This window comes from Kitasatospora sp. NPDC001547, assembly GCF_042894165.1.
Taxonomy (GTDB): Bacteria; Actinomycetota; Actinomycetes; order Streptomycetales; family Streptomycetaceae; genus Kitasatospora.
The window spans coordinates 84,215-107,139 of record NZ_JBIAVL010000006.1 but is presented as its reverse complement, the minus strand read 5'-3'; the positions used below and the strand labels follow the sequence as shown (position 1 = coordinate 107,139).

Below are 22,925 nucleotides of genomic sequence, written 5' to 3'. Positions count from 1 at the left end.
GCCCCGGGGAAGCGAGGGTTGGGTCCATGATCACGCACAAGGCCCTGCTCGCCGCTCTGCTCGTCCCGCTCGGTGCCACCCTGGCCGTCGCTCCGGCCGCTTCCGCCTCCGCCTTCACCCCGCCCGCCCCGGCCGCCGCGACGGCCTCCGTCGACGCCGCCGCGTTCCGCTCCCCCGAGGCCGCCCTCGACCGGGTGGCGAACCCGCTGCGCACCACCGACCCCCGCGGCGGCGTGGCCGACCTGCGCCCGTTCGGCAGGATGGTCGGCGGCGCCACCGTGGTGGGCGTGGGCGAGGCCACCCACAGCTCGCACGAGTTCGTCACCCTCAAGCACCGCGTCTTCCGCTACCTGGTGGAGGAGAAGGGCTTCCGCACCTTCGCCTTCGAAGCCGCCTGGAGCAGCGGACTGCGGATCGACGCCTACCTCACGCGCGGTGAGGGCGACCTGAAGCAGATCATGGACGAGGAGTTCCAGGGCACCTACCGGTGGTGGAACAACGCCGAGACCCGCGACCTGCTCCAGTGGATGCGCGCCTACAACGTGAAGCACTCCGACGACCCGGTGCGCTTCGTCGGCGACGACAACGGCTTCGCCGGCCCCGGGCTGTTTGACAGGGTGAACGCGTTCGCGGCAGCGTCCAGCCCCGAACTCGCCGCGCAGATCGCCGAGCTGTACCGAGGACTGCGGCCCACCACCAGCGCCGAGACCTACGTCAACGACTACCTCGCGAAGCCGCTCGCCGACCGCAAGGAGCTCGCCGAACGGACCGGGCGGGCGGTGGACCTGCTCAGGCAGCACCCCGGCGCCGACGCCGAAGCCCATGCCTGGGCCCTCCAGCACGCCACCGCGATCCACCAGATGACCACCCTGTACGCCTTCGACTGGGACGCCCCCCAGGACATCCCCGCCGCCATGGTCTACCGCGACCGCGTGATGGCGGACAACATCGCCTGGTGGCAGCAGCGCACCGGCAGCAAGACCATGCTCTCCGCCCACAACACCCACGTCGCCCTCAAGACCTACGCCCCCGCCAGCCACCCCCACGTCCAGGGCGAGTTCCTGCGCGAGCGACTGGGCGCCGGCTACCTGAGCGTCGGCCTCACCTTCGACCACGGCGCGTTCAACGCCTTCAACCACGACGGCGCCCCGGACAGCTTCGCCGTCGGCCCCGCCGAACCCGGCACCGCCGAGCACACCCTGGACAAGGTCCGCTACCGCGACTTCATGGTCGACCTGCGCAACGCCCCCGAACCGGCCCGCAGCTGGCTCGCCGAGCCGCACACGACCAAGAACATCGGCGCCACCTACCCCGGCATCGCGGACGCCCCCCAGATCCGCTTCGCCCAGACCCACGACGTCCTCGTCCACCTCCGGCAGGTCCAGGCGGCCCGCATGCTCAACTAGCACCGGACAGCCACCGGGCCGCCTGCCCGCCCGGGCATGGACCAGCCGCAGTTGCCTGTCCTCCATCGGCCGTCCGGTTGCCGTCGCATCGCACGGGCGCGAGACTCGACGCGGAGCGCCCCTCCAGGCGCCCGCGAGCAGGCCGAACCCGATGGTCGTCAACCAGGGAAGGGGACCGTTCGCCGTGATGAGTGATCAGCACACTCCGCGCGACCCCACCGAGCAGCACCCCACCCCGCCGTTCCCGGAGCAGTCCCAGCTCCACCCCGGCAGCGGCGAGGCCATGCGGCCGGAGCCGGATCACGGAGAGACGACCTACCGGGGCAGCGGCCGGCTGACCGGGCGGATCGCGCTCATCACCGGCGGCGACTCCGGGATCGGCCGGGCAGTCGCGCTCGCCTTCGCCCGCGAGGGCGCCGACGTCGCCTTCTGCCACCTCCCGGAGGAAGCGGGCGACGCCGACACCACGACCGCCCTCATCACGGACGCCGGGCGACGCGCCCTGCCGATCGCCGGCGACCTCCGCGACGAGGAGTTCTGCGCCCGGCTGGTGGCCCGCTGCGTCGGTGAACTCGGCGGCCTCGACGTGCTGGTGAACAACGCGGCCTACCAGATGTCCCAGCCGGACGGGCTCGCCGCGATCAGCACCGAGCAGTTCGACCGCGTCATGCGGACCAACCTGTACGGCATGTTCTGGACCACCCGCGCCGCCCTTCCCCACCTGGAGAAGGGCGCCTCGATCATCAACACCGCCTCGGTGCAGGCGTACAAGCCCAGCCCGCACCTGCTGGACTACGCGATGACCAAGGCCGCGATCGTCGCCTTCACCCAGGGACTGGCGACGCAGCTGGCCCCCGACGGGATCCGGGTCAACGCGGTCGCCCCCGGCCCGGTGTGGACCCCGCTGATCCCGGCCACGATGGACGCGGAGAAGGTCGCGCACTTCGGGGAGCAGTCCCCGCTCGGCCGGGCTGCCCAGCCCGCCGAGATGGCCCCCGCCTACGTCTTCCTCGCCTCCCAGGAGTCCTCCTACATCACCGCCGAGATCGTGAACGCCACCGGCGGCACCCCGCTGCCCTGACCGCTGCCCTGACCCGAGCTCGAAGGGGTCCGTGAAGGCCCGGCGGGCGTACCGGCGCCGGTGCCGGCGATCCGCAACGAGCGAAGCCTCGGTCCGGCTACGCGTCGCGCCCGCGCAGCAGCAGGCCGGCGACCAGCAGCGCGCCCGCGGCCCACGCGGCGAGCACGCCCAGGCCGGCCCATGGGCCGATGGGCGGCTCGTGCAGGACGAGGGTGGTCTGGACGGCCAGTCCGGCGGACATCGGCGAAACCTGCTGGAGGTGGCGCTGCCACTCCGGGTCGTGGACCACCTGGATGACGACCGGGAAGAGGTAGAGCAGCCCGAGCACGATCCCGATGGCGGTCGCCGCCTCCCGTACCGCCGTCGCCACGCCGAGGCCGATCAGGGCGATCAGGACGAGGTAGAGGACCGAGCCCACGGCCGCGCGCAGGGTCGGACCGTCCGCCAGGGACAGCGGTGCGTAGCCGTGCGCCCCGGTGAATCCGTTGCCGGGCAGGACGTGGCGGCCGGCGAGGAGGGAGACCAGGACGGCCACCGTCCCGGAGGCCAGGACGACCGCGGTGAGGACCGCCGCCTTGGCGGTGAGGACGATGATCCGGTTCGGCACCGCCATGAGCGTGGTGCGGATCATCCCGGTGCCGTACTCGCCGCTGACGGCCAGCACCGCGAGCACGGCGATGACCGCCTGCCCGACGGTGACGCCGGACAGGGCGAGCTTGACGGCGTCCTGGCCGCACCCCGCGTCCGGGCACTTCACGGCCTTGGCGGTGCCGCAGCCGACGGCCACGGTCAGCGCGACGGCGAGCAGGAGCAGCCTGCCCGTTTCCCCCGCGGTGCGCAGCTTCGTCCATTCCGCACGCAGGGCGCGGCCGAAGCCCCCGCGCCACGCGCCGTCAGCCGTGCTCGTGGGGCGCGCACCGCTCAGGAGGCTCATACGTCCCTCCCGCGCAGCCGCACCACGGCCAGACCGAAGGCGAGCGCGGCGTACCCGCTCAGCACGGCGAGGCCGGCCCAGGGCGCCAGCGGGTAGTAGCCGGTCGACGGCTCGTACACGCTGAGCACCTGCGCGTACCGCGGCACGGTCTGCTGGACGGCGAAGCCCGCGGCCGGGGTCACCCGCAGCAGCCACTCCGAGACGCCCGGGGGCAGTACGCCGGAGGTGGCGAGCAGGAAGGGCAGCACGATCGACGCGACGACGAGGGCGACCGCCGTGCCGCTGCGCCGCAGCAGGGCACCGACGCCGAGAGCGAGCACGGTGGCGGCTGCGCAGAGCAGGCCGGTTCCGACCAGGACGCGCACTTCGGTCGCCGACGTGACGGGGAGGACGTGGAAGCCCCTGCCGCGCGCGCTGCGTTCCCCGAGGGGAACGGTGATCGCGGCGGCGACCAGGCCGACGGCGGACGCGACGCCTCCGGCCACCAGCGCCTTGGCGCCAAGCACCCGCCCCCGCAGGGGAGTTGCGGCCATGGTCGTGCGCAGCAAACCACGCCGGTACTCGCCGGTGATGAACACCGTGCCCACGGCGATCAGCACGACCAGCCCGGCGAACGTGCCGACCAGGAAGTTCTCCACGGAGAAGCCGACGCCCATGGCGGGCCCGCCGACGACCGGTGCGATGTCACCGGCCCCGGTCACGGTGAACCCGCCGCCGTCGCTCTCGGTGAAGCCGCCCCCGGTGGTGTTCGTGTAACTCCCGGAGGTGCCCGCGTCACCGCCCACCTGCGTGCCGCTCCACGCGCTCCGGGACCAGTCACCGGTGAGGTCGGGACGGCCGAAGGCGCCGGTGGCCACGGCGGGGCTGAACCCCGTGCCCGCCGGGGTGGCCTGCTTCGCCTCCGGCGACGTGGCGAACAGCCCGGCCTGCACGGTGCGCGCAAGCCCGGGCAGCCTGGCACGGCCGACCTCGGTCCAGTGGGAGCCGTCGGTGGAGGCGTAACCGGTGAGGCTGTCGCCGGAGCGGACCAGGCGCAGCCAGCGCGGGGACTCCGGGGTGGCCGCGCCGGAAGGGCCGGCCGTGTCGTGCGTGTAGTCGTGCTGCATGCGCACGCCGTGGCCGCCGGTGGCCATGACCGCCGCGTACGGGGATCCCTGGGTGAGGCTTTCCTTCACGATGATCCCCGCCTTCGCCCAGGGCTGGGCGCCCTGGACCGGCCGGCCGGTCCCGGTGTCGGCCACACCGGTCAGGGACCGCAGGGCAACGGTGAGCGCGCCGTCCCCGGTGAGCGCCCTGTGGACGAAGTAGAAGCTGTCGTTGACGGCCTCGCCGCCGGGGCCCGTCGGGTACGAGGCGGAGTCGGCGCCGCGACCGCCGGGGGCGGGGGCGGCCGTGCCGAGCAGGCCGACCACGACCGTCACCAGGAGCGCCCCCGCCGTGGCGAGCACCCAGCCGCGTACCGTACGGAACTTCGTCCACTCGGCGCGCAGCGTCCTGAGGAACCCGCTCGGCTCGGCGCGCCTGGTGGCCGGGGGACGAGGGGTGGGGGTGGCCGTCATCGCGTGGCCTCCGCCGCCGGGACGCCCCGGTACTCCACCGCGTCCCGGGTGAGCTCCAGGTATGCCTCCTCGAGCGTCGCCCGGTGCGCGGACACCTGGGAGAACGGCACCCCGTTCCGGGCGAGCAGGGCCACGACCTCCTCGTCGGGCAGGCCCGTGACGCCGAGGGTGTCGGGGCCGGTGGTGAGAACGGTGGCGCCCGCGCCGTGCAGGACCTGGGCGGCACGTGGAGGCGCGGAGGTACGCAGGGTGATTCGTCCGCCGGACGCCTCGGCGAGCAGTTCGGACACACCGGTGTCCACGAGGACCCGGCCGCGGCCGACCACCACGAGATGGTCCGCTGTGCCCTCCAGTTCGCTCATCAGGTGACTGGAGACCAGGACGGCGCGGCCCTGCCGGGCCAGCTCCGCCAGGAATCCGCGCATCCACACGATGCCGTCGGGGTCGAGGCCGTTGAACGGCTCGTCCAGCATGAGGACCGGCGGGTCACCGAGCAGTGCCGCCGCGATCCCCAGGCGCTGGCGCATGCCCAGCGAGAAGCCCCCGGCCCTGCGCCGGGCTGCCGGGCCCAGGCCGGCCTGTTCGATGACCTCGTCCACGCGCCGGGACGGCACGTTCTGTGAGTGGGCCAGCCACAGCAGGTGGTTGCGGGCGGTGCGGCTCGGCTGCAGCGCGGAGGCGTCGAGCAGTGCCCCCAGATGCCGGAGCGGGCGACGCAGCGTGCGGTACGGCACCCCGCCGACCAGCGCCCTTCCCTCCTCGGCCGCGTCAAGGCCCAGGACGACGCGCATGGTGGTGGACTTGCCCGCGCCGTTCGGGCCGACGAAGCCGGTCACCCGTCCGGGGCGCACGGTGAACGTCATCCCGTCCAGAGCCAGTCGTGGCCCGAAGCGTTTGCGCAGACCTACGACCTCGATCGTCGCCTTCGTACTCTCATCGCTCATGGCCCCACCCTGTGACGGAGCGGGTTACAGGGACCGAACGGCCCCTGTCATCCCGCTGTTAGGCGCCTCGGCCTAGCCTGGGCCGGTACGCGTCCTGGTGCGGTGGCGAGAGGGGAGCATGCGGATGGAATGGGGCCCGCCCCGAAGGCTCACGGGTCTGACCGCCCGGTTCGGCCCGCGCGGTGGCACCGCCCGGCTCGGCCCGCGCGGTCGCACGGCCCGGTTCGGCCTGCGCCGTGGCACCGCCCGCACTCGCTTCACCGCCCTGTACGTGACGCTGTTCCTGCTGTCGGGAACGGCGCTGCTGGCCATTGCGGCCGTGGTGGCATCCGGCGGATCGCGCTCCAGCCGGACCGCCCCCGACGGCGACACCGGTCTGCCCGCCACGGCGGCACGGGCCCAGGGCCGCATCGACGAGCTGGAGCAGCAACTGGCCCAGGCGCACGACACCCAGTCACGGCAGGTCCTGCTGGGCTCCGCCATCGCCCTCGGCGTCATGGCGGTGGTCTCGGTCGGCCTCGGCTGGTTCGTCGCCGGCCGGGTGCTTCGCCCGCTGCGCGTGATGACCGCGGCCACCCGCCGGATCACCGCCGACAGCCTGCACGAACGCCTGGCCATCGACGGCCCCGGCGACGAGGTCAAGGACCTCGCCGACACCATCGACGACCTCCTCGGCCGACTGGAGGGATCCTTCGACGCGCAGCGCCTCTTCGTCGCCAACGCCTCCCACGAGCTGCGCACCCCGCTCACCACGATGCGGGCCTCCCTGGACGTGGCCCTCGCCAAGCCGGGCCCGGTACCCGGGGCCATGGCCACACTGGCCGCCCGGATGCGTGCCGAACTCGACCAGGTCGACCGGCTGTTGGAGAGCTTCCTCGTCCTGGCCCGCACCCAGCACGGCGGGTTCACCGACTCGGCGCGGCTCACCCTCGGCCAACTCGCGCTGGCCGCCCTGACCGGACGGGCGGAGGACATCGCGGCCAAGGGCCTGACCGTGCGTGAGGACCGGATCGACGACTGCGCCTGGGTGCGGGGCAGCCGGACGCTGCTGCGCCGCGCGGTCGACAACGTGGTCGACAACGCGATCACGCACAACGAGCCCGGGGGCTGGATCAGCGTCGCGGTACGGGCCGAGGGAGACGACACGGGCGCGGTGTCCCTCGTCGTCGAGTCCGGCGGACCGGTCCTCGACCAGCGGCGGGTGGCGGACCTCGCGCTGCCCTTCCGCCGCCTCGGCGCCGACCGGACCGGCACCGGACGGGGCAGCGGCCTCGGCCTCTCCATCGTCGCGGCCGTCACCCAGGCCCACCACGGCGCCCTGCACCTGCGCGCCCGCCCCGACGGCGGCCTGCGCGTCACCGTCACCCTTCCCCGTACGGACGGCAGGGCGACGGCGCAATCCCCGGACACGGAGACGGGCGTGGCACGTTGAGGGTCCTGGTGGTCGAGGACGCCCGCCCCCTCGCCGAAGTCGTCGCCGAAGGGCTGCGCGACCAGGGCATGGCCGTGGACGTGGCCCACGACGGGCTCGCCGCCGCGGCCAAACTGGACGTCAACGCGTACGACGTCGTCGTGCTCGACCGGGACCTGCCGGGCATCCACGGCGACACCCTCTGCCAGATGATCACCGAGCGGGACGGCCGCGTGATGGTCCTGATGCTGACCGCCGCCGACTCACCCGGTGACCGCGTCAGCGGCCTGACCCTGGGCGCCGACGACTACCTCGCCAAGCCCTTCCACTTTCCCGAACTCGTCCTGCGGATCCGTGCGCTGGCCCGCCGCCGCCCCGCCGCCCGGTCCCGCACGTTGAGCACGGCGGGCATCGAACTCGACCCGATGCGCCGCACCGCCAGCCGCGACGGCCGCCAACTCGATCTCTCCGTCAAGGAGTTCGCGGTACTCGAAGCCCTCCTGGACGCGAGTCCCGCCTTCCTCAGCACGGAGAACCTCCTCGAACAGGTCTGGGACGAACACGCCGACCCGTTCACCAACACCGTCACGGTGACCATCAGCCGCCTGCGCCGCAAACTCGGCGCCCCTCCGGTCATCGCCACCACCCCCGGCGTGGGGTACCGGATCATCGGCCCCGCCGTCCCACCCGGCTGAGAGACGCATCTCGCAGGAAACGGCTTCCCGCCACCGAGCCGGTCGGTAGGCCGCCGCCCGGGGCCTTCCGGCGCCAGGGGGCGGATGCGGGGGCCGGCCATGCCGGTGTGGAGGCCATGCCGGTGTTCATGGCGAAGCAGGTCGCAGGACCGGTCAGGAATCGAGAAGCACGGGCCGCCGCACGGGGCCTAGCGTGATGGTCATGGCAACCACCGCTTCCCCCGTCACCACCGCTTCCACCGCAGCCCTCACCTCCCTCGCGTCCGTCACCATCGAGGTGGCCGACCTGGAGGCCGCCCACCGCTTCTACAGCGCCTTCGGCGTGGACACGTACGTACTCCTACGGGCGTCCGAGGCGCATTCCACCGGCTTCCGCGGCTTCACCCTGGCCCTCACGGTGTCCGGGCCGGCCACCGTCGACGCCTTCGTGGCCGCCGCCGTGGACGCCGGCGCCACGGTGCTCAAGCCCGCCGCGAAGTCGCTGTGGGGCTACGGCGGCGTCGTCCAGGCCCCGGACGGGACGATCTGGAAGGTCGCGACCTCGGCCAGGAAGGACACCGGCCCCGCCACCCGCGAGATCGACGAGGTCGTCCTGCTGCTCGGCGTCGACGACGTGAAGGCCACCAAGCGGTTCTACGCCGGCCGGGGCCTGACCGTGACCAAGAGCTTCGGCGGCAAGTACGCCGAGTTCGCCCCCGGCCAGTCCAGCCCCGTCAAGCTGGCCCTGTACAAGCGCCGCGGTCTGGCCAGGGACCTCGGCGTCCCCGCCGACGGCACCGGCTCGCACCGCATCGTCCTCGGCGGCACCACCAGCCCCTTCACCGACGCGGACGGGTTCGCCTGGGAAGCCGCCGCGCCGATCGCCCCGGCGCCGTCCGCGGCGTCCTGACCCCCGACTGTCAGCTCCCGCCGCCACCCGACTCCATCCCTGTTCGAGAGGAACCCGCCATGCAGACCACGAAGACGTCCGCCGAGACCTCCGGCACGACTGCCGAGCAGTACAACGGTTTCACCGCCGAGGAGCGGGCCGCGATGAAGGAGCACGCGCGGGATCAGAAGAAGGCGGCGGCGCGGCGCGGTTCGTCCCGTGTGGAGAGGGAGGCGGCGGCGGAGCGGGACGTGCTCGCGAAGATCGCCGAGATGCCGGAGGCGGACCGCATCCTCGCCGAGCGGATCCACGCCATCGTCAAGGCCGCCGCTCCGGGCCTCGCGCCCAAGCTCTGGTACGGGATGCCCGCGTACGCCAGGGACGGCAAGGTCGTCTGCCACTTCCAGAGCGCGGAGAAGTTCAAGTCGAGGTACGCCACGCTCGGCTTCAGCGACGAGGCGGCACTCGACGACGGCGCCATGTGGCCGACCGCGTACGCCCTGAGGGAGCTGACCGCAGCCGACGAACAGCGCATCAGCGCGCTGGTCAGGAAGGCGGTCAGCTGAGGCCGGCGTGGTGGTCGCGGGCAGCGGTGCGAGAGTTCACGGGATCCGGGGCCGCGAAGGCTCGGCACACGCTCGTGCCGCCGGAGGCAGGCGCGGTTCATTCGCCCGCGGTGTCCTCGGCCTCCCAGCGGAGCAGGTCGCCCGGCTGGCACTCGAGCACCTCGCAGAGCGCGGCGAGCGTCGTGAAGCGCACTGCCTTGGCGCGGCCGTTCTTGAGTACCGCCAGGTTGGCGGGTGTGATCCCCACACGCTCCGCGAGCTCGCCCACGGACATCTTCCGCCTGGCCAGCATCACGTCGATGTCGACGGTGATCGGCATCAGATCACCTCGTCCAACTCGGCCCGCATCCGCGACGCTTCGACGTCGCGGGCGACGGCCTGGGCGAGCAGCGTCCGCAGGACGAGCACGATGAGCGCGACCCCCAGGACGGCCACGCCGATCCCGCCCATGATGACGGTGACGCCGGGGTCGTCCCGCTGGCCGGGCGCGTTCAGGGCGGTGACCGCGAACCACAGGAGAGCAGCCGCGACGATGGCGCCGATGATGACGTCCACGTACCGGAAGGCGGCGTGGGAGAACACGGTCCCGCGTCGCACCATCGTGACCAGGCGCCATACGCAGGCCAGGGTGACCTGGGCCGTCCCGAGGCCCAGGACCGTGATCACACGCAGCGGGGTCAGCGGGAGCGACCCGTCCTCCGGGTCGCTCCCGCTGACCAGAACCCACACCATCAATGCCTGTACGAGCACGGTGCCGGTGAGCACCACCGCGAGCACGGCGCGCAGGGCGCGCACTGCCAGCTTTCCCATGACTTACCCTTCCATCGAGCTACGATAGCAATCTATCGATTTTCGATAGACGGGGCAAAGATCGGATCGCAGGGGCGGGCGGTCGGCGGCTTCGCGCCGTACCGGGATGCCGCCGGGGCACGGCGAGGTGGTCCGGCGGCCCGACTCAGAAGAACACTCCGCACCGCAGCAGCACGTTCGCGTACGGCCGGGCCTCCCCGGTGCGCACCACCAGGCGCGCCCCCGCGCTCAGCTCCTTCAGCGTGTCGTGCGGCACGTACGCGAGCTCGGCGAAGGAGCCGGTCAGCAACCCGTGCGCGGCGGGGTTCGCCTCCCGTACCTCCTGCGCCGCGAGCGCGCCCTCGATCACCAACTCGTCGAGGAGCCCGGTCAGGACGTCCTGGAACGACGGAATCCCCGCCCGGAAGGCGAGGTCGACCACCCGGGGCCCGTCCGGGACCGGCATCCCCGCGTCACACACGAGCACCCGGTCGCCGTGCCCCAACTCGGCGACGGCTCCGGCGAGATGGCGGTTCAGGATCCCGCCCTTCTTCACAGCGCCTCGACCTCCTCGGCGGTGGGGAACGACTCCTGCGCCCCCCGCCGCGTCACGGCGACGGCGCCCACCCGGGCGGCGTACGCGGCGGCCTCCGCGAGCGGGGCCCCCGCGCCCAGCTTCCAGGCCAGGGCGGCCGTGAAGGAGTCGCCGGCACCCGTCGTGTCGACGGCGTCGACCTTCACCGGCGCGACCCGGACGACCTCCTCCCCGGCGGACGCCACCAACGCGCCCTGCGAACCGAGCGTCACCACGACCGATTCCGGCCCGCTCGCCAGCAGGTCCCGCACCCATGCGGCGGGATCGTCGCCGACGGCCCCGCCGCCGAGGATCACCCGGGCCTCGTGCTCGTTGACGATCAGCGGGTCGCAGGCCGCCAGGACCTCGGCCGGCAGTGCCCGCGGGGGAGAGGGGTTCAGCACGAACCTCGTGCCGGACGGCAGTTGCCGCACGACCTCCACGACCGACTCCAACGGGATCTCCAACTGCGCCGAGACCACTCGCGAGGCGCGGAACAGGGGCCCGGCGGCCCGGACGTCCTCCGGCGTGAGCCGTCCGTTCGCGCCGGGCGACACCACGATGCTGTTGTCCCCCGACGGGTCGACGGTGATCAGGGCGACGCCGGTCGGGGCCCCGCCCACCAGGACGCCCTCGGTGTCGACCCCCGCCTCGCGCTGCGACTCCAGCAGCAGCCGTCCGTTCGCGTCGTCCCCGACCCGCGCGAGCAGCGCGGTGCGCGCCCCGAGCCGCGCGGCGGCGACCGCCTGGTTGGCACCCTTGCCGCCGGGATGGACGGCGAGGTCCGACCCGAGCACCGTCTCCCCGGCGCCGGGCCTGCGCTCGACACCGATCACGAGGTCGACGTTGGCCGACCCCACCACCAGCACGTCGTAGTCGTACATCACACTCCCCAATCAGGAAATCCGGAACGGGGCGGCCGGAGCCCCGCTCGCGCGGGCACCCCGGCCACCCCTTTACCCGTCTCAGCCGCTGAACCCGGCCACGTTCTCCTTCGTGACCACCTTCACCGGCACCTTGATGGTCTCCTCGACCTTCTCCCCCTTGATCGCCCTGACCGCGTTGTCCACGGCGATCTTCCCGAGCTGCGACGGCTGCTGGGCCACGGACGCGTACAGCGTCCCCTGCTCGACCGCCGTCAGCCCGTCGGGAGTCCCGTCGAAGCCGACGACCTGCACGGACTCGCCGGCCCTGGACCCGAGCGCCTTCGCCGCGCCGAGCGCCATCTCGTCGTTCGCGGCGATGACGCCCTGGACGTCCGGGTGCGCCTGGAGCAGGTTCGACATGACGTCGAGGCCCTTGGTCCGGTCGAAGTCGGCGGGCTGCTGCGCGACGACCTCGATCCCCGGATACGCCTGGAGCCCCTTGGCGAAGCCCTCGGCCCGCTCGCGCGCGGCGGAGGTACCGGCCAGCCCCTGGAGGACCACGATCCTCCCGCTGCCACCGAGCTTGTCGGCGAGAGCCTTCGCCGCCTGCTCACCGCCGGCGACGTTGTCGGAGGCGACCAGTGCGTTCACACCGGCCTTGTTGACGCCGCGGTCGACGGCGATGACCGGGATCCCCGCCTTGCCCGCGGCCGCCACGGGGTTGCCCGCCGCGTCGGAGTCCACCGGGTTGACGACGATCGCCCCGAGCCCCGAACTGGTGAAGTTCTGCAGCTGGTTGGCCTGCTGCGAGGCGTCGTTCTGCGCGTCGGTGACCGTCAGCTGCACTCCCAGCCGCTTCGCCTCGGCCTGCGCACCCGAGCGGATCTGCACGAAGAACGGGTTGTTGAGCGTGGAGAGCGAGAGGCCGACCTTCTGGCTGCCGGACTTCGCACCGTCGTGCAGGAACGACGTCGCACCCACGACCGCCACCGCGACGAGGGCCGCGAGCCCGTACGTGGCCACCTGCTTGCCCCGTCCGCCGCCGGGCCCCCCGACCGCCGCGGGTGCGGCCCCGGCCCTGCGCCGCACCGTGTCGAGCAGCACGGCCAGCGCGATGACGACACCGATGACGACCTGCTGCCAGAACGCGGAGACGTTCAGCAGGTTCAGCCCGTTGCGCAGCACCGCGAGGATGAGCGCGCCGATCAGCGTCCCCGAAGCCCGGCCCGTGCCCCCGGCGAGGGAGGCGCCGCCGATGACGACGGAGGCGATGGCGTCCAGCTCGTACCCGGTGGCGGCCTGCGGCTGCGCGGAGGACAGCCGGGAGGCCAGGACCACGCCGGCGACCGCGGCGAACGCACCGGACAGCGCGTAGATCGCGAGCTTCTGCCTGGGCACCCGCAGGCCGGAGAGCCGGGCCGCCTCCTCGTTGCCGCCGATGGCGTACATCGAGCGGCCGAGGTACGTACGGCCGAGGACGAACGCCGCGACGAGGCCCATGGCCGCCATGACGAGCACCGGCACCGGCAGCCACCCGCCGAGCGTGTCACCCAGGTGGGAGACCGAGGCCGGGAACGCGATCGGCGATCCGTCCGAGATCACCAGCGCCAGACCGCGCCCCACCGACAGCATCGCGAGCGTCGCGATGAACGGCGGCAGCTTGCCGTACGAGACCAGGAAGCCGTTCACCAGGCCGGCGGCCACGCCCGTCGCCAGCGCCAGCAGCACCGCGACGGCCACCGGCACCCCGTGCGACGTGGCGCTCCACGCCAGCACGGTCGCCGACAGCGCGGCCACCGAACCGACCGAGAGGTCGATGCCCGCCGAGACGATCACGAAGGTGACGCCGAAGGCGAGGACGGCGGTCACGGCCGCCTGGACGCCGACGTTGAGCAGGTTGTCGGTGGTGAGGAAGTCGCCCGACAGCGCCGACATGGCGACGAGGAGGACGATCAGCGCGGTCAGCGCGCCGTTGTCGAGCAGCAGACGGCGCAACGTCGCGGCGCCACCGGCGCCCGTACCGCTCTTGAGCGTTTCAGCGGCCACGGGTGGCCTCCAGTTCGGTAGTGGGGTTGCTCACGGCCAGCGACATGACCGCGTCCTGCGTGGCCTCCTCGGCGGACAGCTCGCCCGCGATCCGGCCCTGGGCCATCACCAGCACCCGGTCGCTCATCCCGAGCACCTCGGGCAGATCGCTGGAGACCATGAGGACGGCGGCCCCGGCGGCCGTCAGGTCGTTGACGAGCCGGTAGATCTCGACCTTGGCGCCGACGTCGATGCCGCGGGTGGGTTCGTCGAGGATCAGCACCCTGGTGTCGGCCAGGAGCCACTTGCCGATGACGACCTTCTGCTGGTTGCCGCCGGACAGCGTGCGCACCCGCTGACCGAGCCCGGCCATCCGTACGCCGAGTCGCCCGGCGATCCTCGCGGCGGCGTCGCGCTGGCCCCCGAGGTCGACGATCCCGCCCCTGGTCGCGGACCTGAGGGTGACCAGTCCGAGGTTCTCCTCGACCGACTGGTCGAGCACCAGCCCCTGACCCTTGCGGTCCTCGGGCACCAGCCCGATGCCCGCGGTCATGGCGGCGCCGATGTCGTGCGGCTTCAGGCAGGCCCCGGAGACGCGGACCGTGCCGCGGTCGTACGGGTCGGCCCCGAAGACGGCCCGGACCACCTCGGTACGGCCCGCCCCGACCAGCCCCGCCACGCCGACGACCTCGCCGGCCCGCACCTCGAAGCTGACGTCCTGGAAGACACCGTCCCGGGACAGTCCCTCCACGGACAGCAGCGCGGCGCCCGGGACGGTCCGCTCGCGCGGGTACTGCTGCTCGATGGACCGGCCCACCATCAGCCGTACGAGCTCCTCCTCCGGCGTGGAGGCGGGCACCTGTCCGACCGACCTGCCGTCCCGGATGACCGTGACCCGGTCCCCGAGGGCGGCGATCTCCTCCAGGTGGTGCGTGATGAAGACGATCCCGACGCCGTCCTCGCGCAGCCGGCGCACGATCACGAACAGCTTCTCGACCTCCTCGGAGGTCAGCACGGCCGTCGGCTCGTCCATGACCAGGACCCGCGCGTCCAGGCTCAGCGCCTTCGCGATCTCGACCATCTGCAGGCGCGCGATGCCGAGTTCACGTACCCGCGCGCGGGGCGAGACGCTGACGCCGACGCGCTCCAGGAGCGCCGAAGCGTCCGCCTCCATCCTCTTGCGGTCGATCATCCCGAACCGGCGCGGCTGGCGTCCCAGGAAGATGTTCTCGGCGACCGTCAGATCGGGGACGAGGTTGAACTCCTGGTAGATGGTGGCGATCCCGAGCCGTTCGGAGTCCCGCGCACCGTGGATGCGGACCTCCTCGCCACCGACCAGGACGCGGCCCTCGTCGGGTGCGTGGGCACCGGAGAGCACCTTGATCAGGGTGCTCTTCCCCGCGCCGTTCTCACCGAGCAGCACATGGACCTCGCCCCGCCGCAGGTCGAAGTCGACGCCGTCCAGCGCGACCACCCCGGGGAAGGTCTTCCGCACGCCCTCGATGCGCAGCAACTCGTCCGCGTCGCTCACGACCGGCTCCTCTCCGTTGCGGGGACCTCGCCGCACGAGCGGCGGACGACGAGGCGGGCGGGGAGCGTCACGGAGCGCGGCGCCCGCCCCTCGATGCGGTCCACGAGCGCGCGCACGGCGGCCCGGCCCAGCTCGCCGGTGGGCTGGGCGATCGCGGTGATCGGCGGGTCCGTGTGCACGAACCAGCGGATGTCGTCGAACGCGGCGAGCGCGATGTCGTCCGGCACCCGCAGACCGCGGGCGCGTACGGCGTCCAGGGCACCCAGCGCCATCAGGTTGTCCGCCGCGAACACGACCTGCGGCGGCTCGGCGAGGTCGAGGAACCGCTCGGTCGCCCGCCGGCCGCTGGCGGCCTGGAAGTCGCCCTGGCCGATGTACTGGTCCGGCAGGTCGAGGCCGCACTCCTCCAGCGCCTCGCGGAACGCCTCCACCCGCTCCTGCCCGGTCGTGGTGGCCGCCGGCCCGGCGATGATCGCCAGCCGCCGGTGCCCCAGCCGGTGCAGGTGCACGACGAGGTCCCGTACGGCACCCCGCCCGTCCGCCCGCACCACCGGAACGTCGACGCCGGGGATCCACCGGTCCACGAACACCATCGGCGTCCCGGCCCGGGCGGCGTCCAGCATCAGCGGCGACCCGCCGTCGGTGGGCGAGACCAGCAGCCCGTCGATACGGCGGTCCAGCAGCGTCCGCACGTGGTGGTCCTGCAGTTCGGGCCGCTCGTCGGCGTTCCCGATGATCACGCTGTACCCCAGCGCCCGCGCCTCCTCCTCCACGGAGCGCGCGAGCTCGGTGAAGTACGGATTGAGCACGTCGCTGATCACGAGGCCCAGGGTGTGGGTCTGATCGGTACGCAGCGACCGTGCCACCGCGTTGGGCCGGTACCCGAGCGACGCGACGGCGGCCAGCACCCGCGCCCGGGCGTCCTCGCTCACCGAAGGGTGCTCATTCAGGACACGCGAGACAGTGGCGGCGGACACGCCTGCCTCGGCGGCGACGTCCTTGATGCTCGTCACAGCCGCCCCACCTCCTTGTGGAATCGATTACATCGATGCGTTTCGACGATTGGAATCGATTACATGGCCGTCGGGCAAGCCCTGGGCCGGTGGCTGAAACCTGATCGTGATGAACGCCGTGCCGACGTCCTCACCGTCCCGGTGGCCCGGGCGGCGGAGCGGCCGTCGGACGCCGTTACGGGCGGGGCGCCTTCACGCCGTGGACGGCGGCGTACTCGGCGGCGAGCCAGGGGCCCAGGTCGTCGATGAGTACGGCCAGGGCGGTGCGGTCGACGGTGGGGGTGCGGGCGGTGTCGGCGGCCAGGCGCAACTGGCCGGCGCGGTCCGGGTAGTAGCCGGCGAAGGCCTCGGCGGAGGTGGCGAGGTCGCTCGTCCAGCCGCCCCAGCGGGGCATGACCAGGGTGAAGCCGGTGCGGACCAGGCGGCGGGAGACGACGCGGGCGAGGCGGCGCAGGTCGGCCTCGGTGCCGGCGGTGGCCAGGCGTTCGCGCCAGTGCGGGAGGGCCAGGGCGAGGTCGCCGTTGGTCTCCCGGGCGAGCAGCGAGGTGGGGCGGTAGCGGGGCAGCCGGGTGGCGAGGTCCTCGCCGAGCAGCGGGGTGCAGAGGCAGGCGACGAACCAGCCCAGGTCGTGGCGCTCCAGCTCGCCGAGCAGTGTGCCGGTGCCGAAGAGCAGCACGCCGACGCCGTCCACCTGGGCGAACCCGGCGTCGAGCGAGGCTTCCAGGGCGTCGGCGGCCGCCCGGTCCGCGGCGGTGGGCTCGTGGTGCAGGGCGAGCAGCAGGTCGAGGTCGGAGACGCCGGGGGTCGCGGTGCCGCGCGGGATGCTGCCGTAGAGGTAGGCGCTGTGCAGCCGCTCCGGACCGAAGGCCCCGCTGATCCGCTCGCGGGCGGCGGTGACCACCGGCGCGAACGCCGGCGGCACCCGGTCGAGCGAGCCCTCCCGCGCGATGTACCCGTCCCGGTCGAGCCCCTGCGTGGTCGTCATGACCGTACGATGCCCCATCAGTGCCGCGCTGACCAGCGAATATCCGTCGGCCCGGCGGATTGTCAGTGGGGTGTGCAAGCATCCGTCGCACACGAACACGAGCGGCGTGAGGGGATCGGCAATGGGCACCTGGGACATCGGGCACTTCGACAACGACACGGCGGCGGACTTCGGCGGCGGCCTGGACGACGCGGCGCCGGGCGAGCGCGAGGCGCTGCTGCGGTCGGCGCTGTTGTGCGCCGTCCGGGCGGAGGACTTCCTGGACTCGGACGAGGCGGGCGAGGCGGTCGCCGCCGCCGCGCTGGTGGCGGCGCAGTGCCCCGGCGGGGCGGCGGTGACCACGGCCTACGGCCCCAAGGAGCCGCTGCCGCCGCTCGCCGAAGAGCTGCGCCCGCTCGCGGTGCAGGCGCTCGACCGGGTGGTCGCTGAGGAGTCGGAGCTCGCCGAGCTGTGGGACGAGACGGCGGAGGGCCCGGCGTGGCGGGAGGGCATACGGGTGCTGCGCCAGGTCCTCGCCACGGCCGCGCCGGCGGAGGGGAGTTGAGCGGTGCGGAGCCGGGCGGCGGTCACCGGCGGGCCGCCGCCCACCAGTAGCCGAGCGCGGTGAGGCTGGTGGCGGCGCCGAGCAGGCAGACGGCCGTCCAGCCGCCGTGGTCGTAGGCGACGGTGGACAGGATCGCGCCCGCGCCGCACCCGGCGGAGTAGAGCAGCATGTAGCCGGCCGTCAGGCGGCTCTGCGCCTCGGGGCGGACTTGGTACAGGAGGTGCTGGTTGGCGACGTGGACGGACTGCAGGCCGTAGTCGATCACCACCATGGCGAGCACCAGCCACCAGACCGAGCGCGGCAGCAGGGCGGCCGGGAGCCAGCCGACCAGCATCGCCGAGAGGCCGGTTCCGGCGGTGCGTTCGGCCCGGCCGCGGTCGGCCTGGCGGCCGGCGTACCCGGCGCCGAGGGCTCCGGCGGCGCCGGCGAGGCCGAGCAGCCCGATCTCGGTGTGGCTGAGGTCGAAGGGCGGTGCGGCGAGCGGGAGCACCATCGGGGTGAGCAGCACGGTGATGGAGGTGAAGCTGAGCAGCGCGAGGACGGCTCGGACGCGGAGCACGCGCTCCTGGGCGAAGAGCACGAACACCGAGCCGACCAGGCGCGGGTAGCCGATCCGTTCGGCCGTCCGGTGCCGCTCGGACGGGACGGCGGCCGCGACGGCGAGGGCCATGGCGGCGGTCGCGACGGCGGAGGCGACGTAGACGGCGCGCCAGCCGGCCAGGTCGCCGATGGTTCCGGCGACGGTGCGGGCGAGCAGGATGCCGACCACGATGCCGCTGGTCACGGTGCCGACCACGCGGCCCTGGTCGCCCGGAGCGGCGAGTTGGGCGGAGTAGGCGACGACCACCTGGGCGACGACCGCGAGGACGCCGACGGCGGCCATCGCGGCGAGCAGCAGCGGAGCGGAGGGGGCGAGTGCGACGGCGAGGAGGGCGAGGACGGACAGCCCGAGCTGGGCGGTGATCAGGGTGCGGCGGTTGACGTGGTCGCCGAGCGGCACGAGCAGCAGCAGGCCCAGGGCGTAGCCCGTCTGGGTGAGGGTGCCGACCAGGCCGATGGTCGCCGGGGCGATGCCGAAGTCCCGGCCGATCAGGTCGAGCAGCGGCTGCGAGTAGTAGACGTTGGCGACGGCGAGGCCGCAGGCGACGGAGAGCAGCCAGGCGACGACGGGTGACAGGCCGCGCGGTGGGGCCCCGGAGGCGGTCTCGGACGTGACGGCCGTGTCGGACGTGGCAGCAGTCACGGAGCCGGCAGCGGTCAGGGCGGTGTCGGACGTGGCGGAGGTGGCGCTGCGGGCGGGAGAGGTCATGGGCGGGACTCCCTCGAAGGGCGCGGTGGTTTCAAAGTGCTACCGCAGCACCATGGCATATTCTGGTTTTGATAAGCAACCACGTCATGATCGGTACGCTGGGCGCCGACCGGTGACGGGCGACAGCTGAGAGGTGGGAGAAGTGCCGAGACGCACCACGCACGAGGAATCGACCTGCCCGGTCGCCCGTCCGCTCGACGTCGTCGGCGACGGGTGGACGCTGCTGATCGTCCGTGACGCCTTCGACGGGCTGCGCCGCTTCGGGCAGTTCCAGAAGAACCTCGGCCTGGCCAAGAACATCCTGTCCTCCCGGCTGGCCAACCTGGTCGCCAACGGCGTGTTCGTTCTCGCGCCGGCCGCCGACGGCAGCCCGTACCAGGAGTACGTGCTCACGGAGAAGGGGCGCGCGCTGTTCCCGGTGATCACGGCGCTGCGGCAGTGGGGTGACCAGTGGTTCTTCCAGGAGGGTGAGCCCCGGGCGCGCCTGGTGGACCGCGAGTCCGGCGCCCCCGTCGCGCCGGTCGAGGTGCGCTCGGCGGACGGCCGGGTGCTCGGGCCCGAGGACGCGCGGGTGCTGCTTCCCTGAGGCGTGCCGCTGCCACCGGCCGGAGGGTGGCCGGTGGCAGCGGGGGTGGTGGCGCGTCGGGCCGGGTCGGCTCCGCACCGGTTCGGTTCCGCGTCGGGTCAGCTCTGGGTGGCGGCCGACGCGGTCGGGCAGGGCGGCAGGGTGGACGGGGCCGTGGTCGCGCAGGTCGCGGTCGGGGTGTTCGGGCCGGTGGCGGTGGTCGTCGTACCGGTGGTCGTCGTGCCCGCGCTGGTCGTGCCGGTGCCGGTCGCCGTCGGGGCGCTCGAGGTGGTGCCGGTCGGTGACCGGGTGGCCGTCGAGGTGCCGGTCGAGGAGGAGGGCGTGCCCGTCGTGGCGGTCGACCCGGACGGCTGGCCCGAACCGGTCGAGGACGTGGCCCCGGAACTCGTCGCGCCCGACGAGCTCGGCCCGGACGAGGTGGCCCCGGAACTCGTCGCGCCCGAGGAACTCGGCCCGGACGACGTGGCGCCGGAGGAACTCGGCCCGGACGAGGTGGCCCCTGAGGTGGTGGCGCCGGAGGCCGTCGCCGAACCCGAGGGCGTGGAGGGCTTCCAGGGGCCGGGCGCCGGGATGCCGGGCACCAGCGGCCCCTTTGGCGGCTCGACGTGCCGGTCCACGATCTCGATCCGGCCGGTCAGCCGGGCGAACCACCCGCCGGTCTCGATGTTCACCAGGACGATCTCGGTCACCGGCCGCGGGGCGGGTACGACCACGACCAGCGTGGTCGGCTGGAAGCCCGTCCACGGCTTGCCGGTGTACTTGGCGTTGCTCACCAGCTTCGGCGGCTTCAGCGGGTTGCCGCAGGAGCAGCGCACCCGGGGCACGCCCTGGGAGTCCACCAGGACGGCCGTTCCCGCCTGGAGCGCGGACTGGTACTCGACCACCGCGCCGCTCTTGTAGCTGTGGTTGGTCACCCGGGTGTCCACCCGCAGGTAGGCGGAGGTCAGCGAGCGCAGGTAGCCGGGGATGTCGGCCTGCGCGATGCCGGCCGCCGAGGCCCAGGCACGCCCGGCGTCCCCGGTCGAGACCATCCCGATCAGGCGCTCGGTGTCGCAACTCGGCTTGTTCATCGTCCCGCCGTACAGTCCGGCGGAGCCGCCCTCGACGCTGTGGAGCGCCGCCGGCGAAGTGCTCTTGGGCGAGGTGCCGCCCGGCTGCTGCGCCGTCGGGGTGGCGGGGGCGGGTGCGGGTGCGCTCACCCCCTGGGTCTCCACCGACGGGGTGAAGGGAGCCGGCCCGGGGTCGGCCGGGGTCTGCAGGGCGACCTCGTTCGCGGTCGGCACGCTCGTGTCGTGGCCGCCCTTGTTGTTGCTGGTGATCAGCACGGTGGCCACGACGGCCGCCGCCACCGCGCCCGCGGCCACGGCCAGCCCCTTCCGGGAGCGCCACCACGGTGTGCGCGCGCCGCGCCCGGGGCCGCCCGCCGACGACCCGCCGGGCCCGCCCGGCCGCCCGCCGCCGCCTGAGCCGGAGGCGCCGGAGCCCCCGAACGGACCTGAGGGCGGCGGAGGCGTGGACGTCGGTCCGGACGCACCCCCGCCGGACGGTGGACCGGCCAGCGGCCCGGAGGGGGGACCGGACGGGGGACCGTGCGGGGGTTCGCCGGCCGCGCCGGACGGAGGCGGTTGGGACGTCATCGATGCTCCGTTTCGCAGGTGGCCGGCCGAACGGCCGACCCGGGAAGCTCCTGCCACTGGCTTCCCTTTGTCCCCCGCCGACCCCTTCGTCGCAACAGCAGGTGCTCCGGGCGTCGCCGAGCGTGGCCACCGAACGTCGGCCACCCTGGAAACCCCACCGGAAGCCGGTCGGCAGCCGGACGGGAGTCCTCCGGCGGCCGTTCGAGCCCGGGCCCCGGGCCGGATCCGGGGCACCCCGCGAGCGACGAGGAGGCGGCATGCAGCAGCCCACCACCCGGGCCGCGGGCCCGCCCGGCGCCGTGCGCGGCTGGCTGGACGCGCTCGCCGTCGTGCTGGCCGGGCTGGTCGCGATGGCGGCGGTGGCCGCGCTCGGCCTCTGGCTGGCCGGCGCCGACGACCTCCCGGACGGCGGCTTCCCCGCCGTACTGGCCGCGACGCTCGCGCTCGCCGTCGGCGGCGACGTCCAACTCGACGGCGGAGCGGGGAACTTCGCGTCCATCGAGGCCGGGATCAGCGCGATGCCGCTGAGCGTCTCGGTGGTCGGCGCGGTCGTGATGGCCGAGGTGTTCCTGCGTCAGCTGCGCTTCCGCGCGGTCGCGGGCGGCGGTGAACTGCTCGGGCGGATCGGCCGGACGGTGCTGGTCTGGCTGCTCGCCCTGGTGCTGCTCACCGTCGGCGCCCGGCACAGCTTCGTCGTCCCGCTCGGCGGCGACCTCGCGCAGTCGCTCAGCGGCGCGCTCGGGCTCACCCCGGAGGTCGGCTTCCACGCGGACGGCCCGACCACCGTCGGCATCGGGCTGGCCTGGCTGCTGCTGGTGCTCGCGGTCACCTTCGCGGTGTCCCGGCGCGCCCCGCTGCCGCCCGCCCTGGTGCGCTACCAACTCGCCGTCCGGCCGGCCGCGTTCGCGCTCTGGACGGTCCTGCTGGCGTACCTGGCGATCGGTGCGGTGGCCGGCGTGCTGACCGCGGTCGTGCACGGCAACGCCCGGCAGACCCTGGCCGTGGTCCTGCTCGCGCTGCCCGACCTGGTCTGGCTGGCCTTCGGCGTCGGGCTCGGCGCCGAATGGCACGGCCGACTGGTCGGCGCGCTCGGCCTGCCCGTCCCCAAACCGCTCAGCACGGTGCTGCGCGCCCCCGGGGGCGGCCCGGCGACCATCGACCTCGGCACCCTCGCGGAGCAGGACGCGCGCAGCTGGTGGCTGCTGCCGCTGGCCGCCGTCCTGCTGCTGGCGGCCGCCTTCCTGGCGGCCCGCCGCTCGCCGCGCACCGTCCGGCTCTGGCAGCACGCCGTCCGGTTCGGGCTCGCCACCGCCGTCACCGTGCTGCTGGTCGGCCTGTGGACCCGGGTGGACGCCGACTACGGGCTCTCCGTGCTCGGCGTCGGCCTGGGCCAGGGCGGCCTGGGCGACCTGCTGGGTGCCGTGCTCGGCGGCGACAACCCGCTGTCCGGGCTGGGCAGCGGCAGCCTCACCCTGCGCCCGGTGCTCTGGACGGCGGTGCCGCTCGCGGCGGGCTGGGGGCTGCTCACCGGCGCGCTCGGCGCCCTGCTCGCCACCCGGGTGCGGCACCGCGGCGAGGTGCCGGCGGGCCCGGGGTGACGGG

General features: G+C 73.7%; 22 protein-coding genes. 9 read left to right on the top strand and 13 right to left on the bottom strand.

Features of this window, described 5'->3' with window-relative positions:
- Positions 1–26 precede the first annotated feature (26 nt).
- Together ACFY0X_RS13990 and ACFY0X_RS13985 are read left to right on the top strand one after the other, a co-directional pair.
- Positions 27–1,406, top strand: coding sequence for an erythromycin esterase family protein (locus ACFY0X_RS13990; protein WP_387753492.1), 1,380 nt, complete (start codon positions 27–29; stop codon positions 1,404–1,406).
- A gap of 187 nt (positions 1,407–1,593) precedes the next feature.
- Positions 1,594–2,487: an SDR family oxidoreductase gene (locus tag ACFY0X_RS13985; RefSeq protein WP_387753489.1), complete on the top strand. Its 894-nt coding sequence runs from the start codon at positions 1,594–1,596 to the stop codon at positions 2,485–2,487.
- Positions 2,488–2,584: 97 nt separating this feature from the next.
- Here the strand turns inward: ACFY0X_RS13985 and ACFY0X_RS13980 are convergent, their stop codons facing one another.
- From ACFY0X_RS13980 to ACFY0X_RS13970, 3 genes are read right to left on the bottom strand one after another with little or no spacing between them, the layout of a single operon-like run.
- The gene (locus ACFY0X_RS13980; protein ID WP_387753487.1) at positions 2,585–3,421 is read right to left on the bottom strand and encodes an ABC transporter permease subunit; all 837 of its coding nucleotides are present in this window, start codon (positions 3,419–3,421) and stop codon (positions 2,585–2,587) included.
- Positions 3,418–4,980, bottom strand: coding sequence for a hypothetical protein (locus tag ACFY0X_RS13975; protein ID WP_387753485.1), 1,563 nt, complete (start codon positions 4,978–4,980; stop codon positions 3,418–3,420). Before ACFY0X_RS13975 ends, ACFY0X_RS13980 begins: the two co-directional genes overlap by 4 nt.
- On the bottom strand, positions 4,977–5,924 hold the full coding sequence (locus tag ACFY0X_RS13970; protein WP_387753483.1) for an ATP-binding cassette domain-containing protein: 948 nt from the start codon (positions 5,922–5,924) through the stop codon (positions 4,977–4,979). Before ACFY0X_RS13970 ends, ACFY0X_RS13975 begins: the two co-directional genes overlap by 4 nt.
- Before the next feature lie 124 nt (positions 5,925–6,048).
- Between ACFY0X_RS13970 and ACFY0X_RS13965 the strand changes: the two genes are divergently transcribed.
- The 4 genes from ACFY0X_RS13965 (at position 6,049) to ACFY0X_RS13950 (ending at position 9,464) form a co-directional block, all read left to right on the top strand.
- The gene (locus tag ACFY0X_RS13965; RefSeq protein ID WP_387753481.1) at positions 6,049–7,356 is read left to right on the top strand and encodes a sensor histidine kinase; all 1,308 of its coding nucleotides are present in this window, start codon (positions 6,049–6,051) and stop codon (positions 7,354–7,356) included.
- Positions 7,353–8,030: a response regulator transcription factor gene (locus ACFY0X_RS13960; RefSeq protein ID WP_387753478.1), complete on the top strand. Its 678-nt coding sequence runs from the start codon at positions 7,353–7,355 to the stop codon at positions 8,028–8,030. The genes ACFY0X_RS13965 and ACFY0X_RS13960 overlap by 4 nt, the downstream gene beginning before the upstream one ends.
- A gap of 196 nt (positions 8,031–8,226) precedes the next feature.
- Complete coding sequence (locus ACFY0X_RS13955; RefSeq protein ID WP_387754059.1) at positions 8,227–8,919, top strand: glyoxalase; 693 nt, start codon at positions 8,227–8,229, stop codon at positions 8,917–8,919.
- 59 nt (positions 8,920–8,978) lie between these two features.
- Positions 8,979–9,464 (top strand): iron chaperone, encoded by a 486-nt coding sequence (locus tag ACFY0X_RS13950; RefSeq protein WP_387753475.1) that lies wholly within the window; start codon positions 8,979–8,981, stop codon positions 9,462–9,464.
- 97 nt (positions 9,465–9,561) lie between these two features.
- Here the strand turns inward: ACFY0X_RS13950 and ACFY0X_RS13945 are convergent, their stop codons facing one another.
- The 8 genes from ACFY0X_RS13945 to ACFY0X_RS13910 all read right to left on the bottom strand — a co-directional run bounded on the left by ACFY0X_RS13945 (position 9,562) and on the right by ACFY0X_RS13910 (position 17,247).
- On the bottom strand, positions 9,562–9,783 hold the full coding sequence (locus ACFY0X_RS13945) for a helix-turn-helix domain-containing protein (protein ID WP_387753472.1): 222 nt from the start codon (positions 9,781–9,783) through the stop codon (positions 9,562–9,564).
- A complete protein-coding gene (locus tag ACFY0X_RS13940) occupies positions 9,783–10,274 on the bottom strand; it encodes a DUF2975 domain-containing protein (protein ID WP_387753470.1) in 492 nt (163 codons plus the stop codon). Before ACFY0X_RS13940 ends, ACFY0X_RS13945 begins: the two co-directional genes overlap by 1 nt.
- A 145-nt stretch (positions 10,275–10,419) precedes the next feature.
- A complete protein-coding gene (rbsD, locus tag ACFY0X_RS13935; protein ID WP_387753463.1) occupies positions 10,420–10,809 on the bottom strand; it encodes a D-ribose pyranase in 390 nt (129 codons plus the stop codon).
- A complete protein-coding gene (locus ACFY0X_RS13930) occupies positions 10,806–11,711 on the bottom strand; it encodes a ribokinase (RefSeq protein WP_387753460.1) in 906 nt (301 codons plus the stop codon). Before ACFY0X_RS13930 ends, rbsD begins: the two co-directional genes overlap by 4 nt.
- An 81-nt stretch (positions 11,712–11,792) precedes the next feature.
- The gene (locus ACFY0X_RS13925) at positions 11,793–13,739 is read right to left on the bottom strand and encodes a substrate-binding domain-containing protein (protein WP_387753458.1); all 1,947 of its coding nucleotides are present in this window, start codon (positions 13,737–13,739) and stop codon (positions 11,793–11,795) included.
- Positions 13,729–15,249 carry a sugar ABC transporter ATP-binding protein gene (locus ACFY0X_RS13920; protein WP_387753456.1) on the bottom strand — a complete coding sequence of 507 codons (1,521 nt, stop codon included), beginning with the start codon at positions 15,247–15,249 and terminating at the stop codon, positions 13,729–13,731. Before ACFY0X_RS13920 ends, ACFY0X_RS13925 begins: the two co-directional genes overlap by 11 nt.
- On the bottom strand, positions 15,246–16,262 hold the full coding sequence (locus ACFY0X_RS13915; RefSeq protein WP_387753453.1) for a LacI family DNA-binding transcriptional regulator: 1,017 nt from the start codon (positions 16,260–16,262) through the stop codon (positions 15,246–15,248). Before ACFY0X_RS13915 ends, ACFY0X_RS13920 begins: the two co-directional genes overlap by 4 nt.
- A gap of 175 nt (positions 16,263–16,437) precedes the next feature.
- On the bottom strand, positions 16,438–17,247 hold the full coding sequence (locus tag ACFY0X_RS13910; protein ID WP_387753450.1) for a nucleotidyltransferase domain-containing protein: 810 nt from the start codon (positions 17,245–17,247) through the stop codon (positions 16,438–16,440).
- 121 nt (positions 17,248–17,368) lie between these two features.
- Here ACFY0X_RS13910 and ACFY0X_RS13905 point away from each other — a divergent pair, with 121 nt between their 5' ends.
- On the top strand, positions 17,369–17,791 hold the full coding sequence (locus ACFY0X_RS13905) for a DUF4259 domain-containing protein (RefSeq protein ID WP_387753447.1): 423 nt from the start codon (positions 17,369–17,371) through the stop codon (positions 17,789–17,791).
- Between the two features lie 22 nt (positions 17,792–17,813).
- Here ACFY0X_RS13905 and ACFY0X_RS13900 read toward each other — a convergent pair whose 3' ends face one another.
- Positions 17,814–19,100, bottom strand: coding sequence for an MFS transporter (locus ACFY0X_RS13900; RefSeq protein ID WP_387753444.1), 1,287 nt, complete (start codon positions 19,098–19,100; stop codon positions 17,814–17,816).
- A 142-nt stretch (positions 19,101–19,242) separates the two neighbouring features.
- On the opposite strand from ACFY0X_RS13900, the gene ACFY0X_RS13895 reads away from it, so the two are divergent.
- Positions 19,243–19,686 carry a winged helix-turn-helix transcriptional regulator gene (locus tag ACFY0X_RS13895; protein WP_387753441.1) on the top strand — a complete coding sequence of 148 codons (444 nt, stop codon included), beginning with the start codon at positions 19,243–19,245 and terminating at the stop codon, positions 19,684–19,686.
- Between the two features lie 98 nt (positions 19,687–19,784).
- Here ACFY0X_RS13895 and ACFY0X_RS13890 read toward each other — a convergent pair whose 3' ends face one another.
- Positions 19,785–21,050 carry a DUF6777 domain-containing protein gene (locus tag ACFY0X_RS13890; RefSeq protein WP_387753439.1) on the bottom strand — a complete coding sequence of 422 codons (1,266 nt, stop codon included), beginning with the start codon at positions 21,048–21,050 and terminating at the stop codon, positions 19,785–19,787.
- 530 nt (positions 21,051–21,580) lie between these two features.
- Between ACFY0X_RS13890 and ACFY0X_RS13885 the strand changes: the two genes are divergently transcribed.
- Entirely contained in the window at positions 21,581–22,921 is a 1,341-nt protein-coding gene (locus ACFY0X_RS13885; protein ID WP_387753437.1) for a streptophobe family protein, read from the top strand.
- Positions 22,922–22,925: the final 4 nt, after the last annotated feature.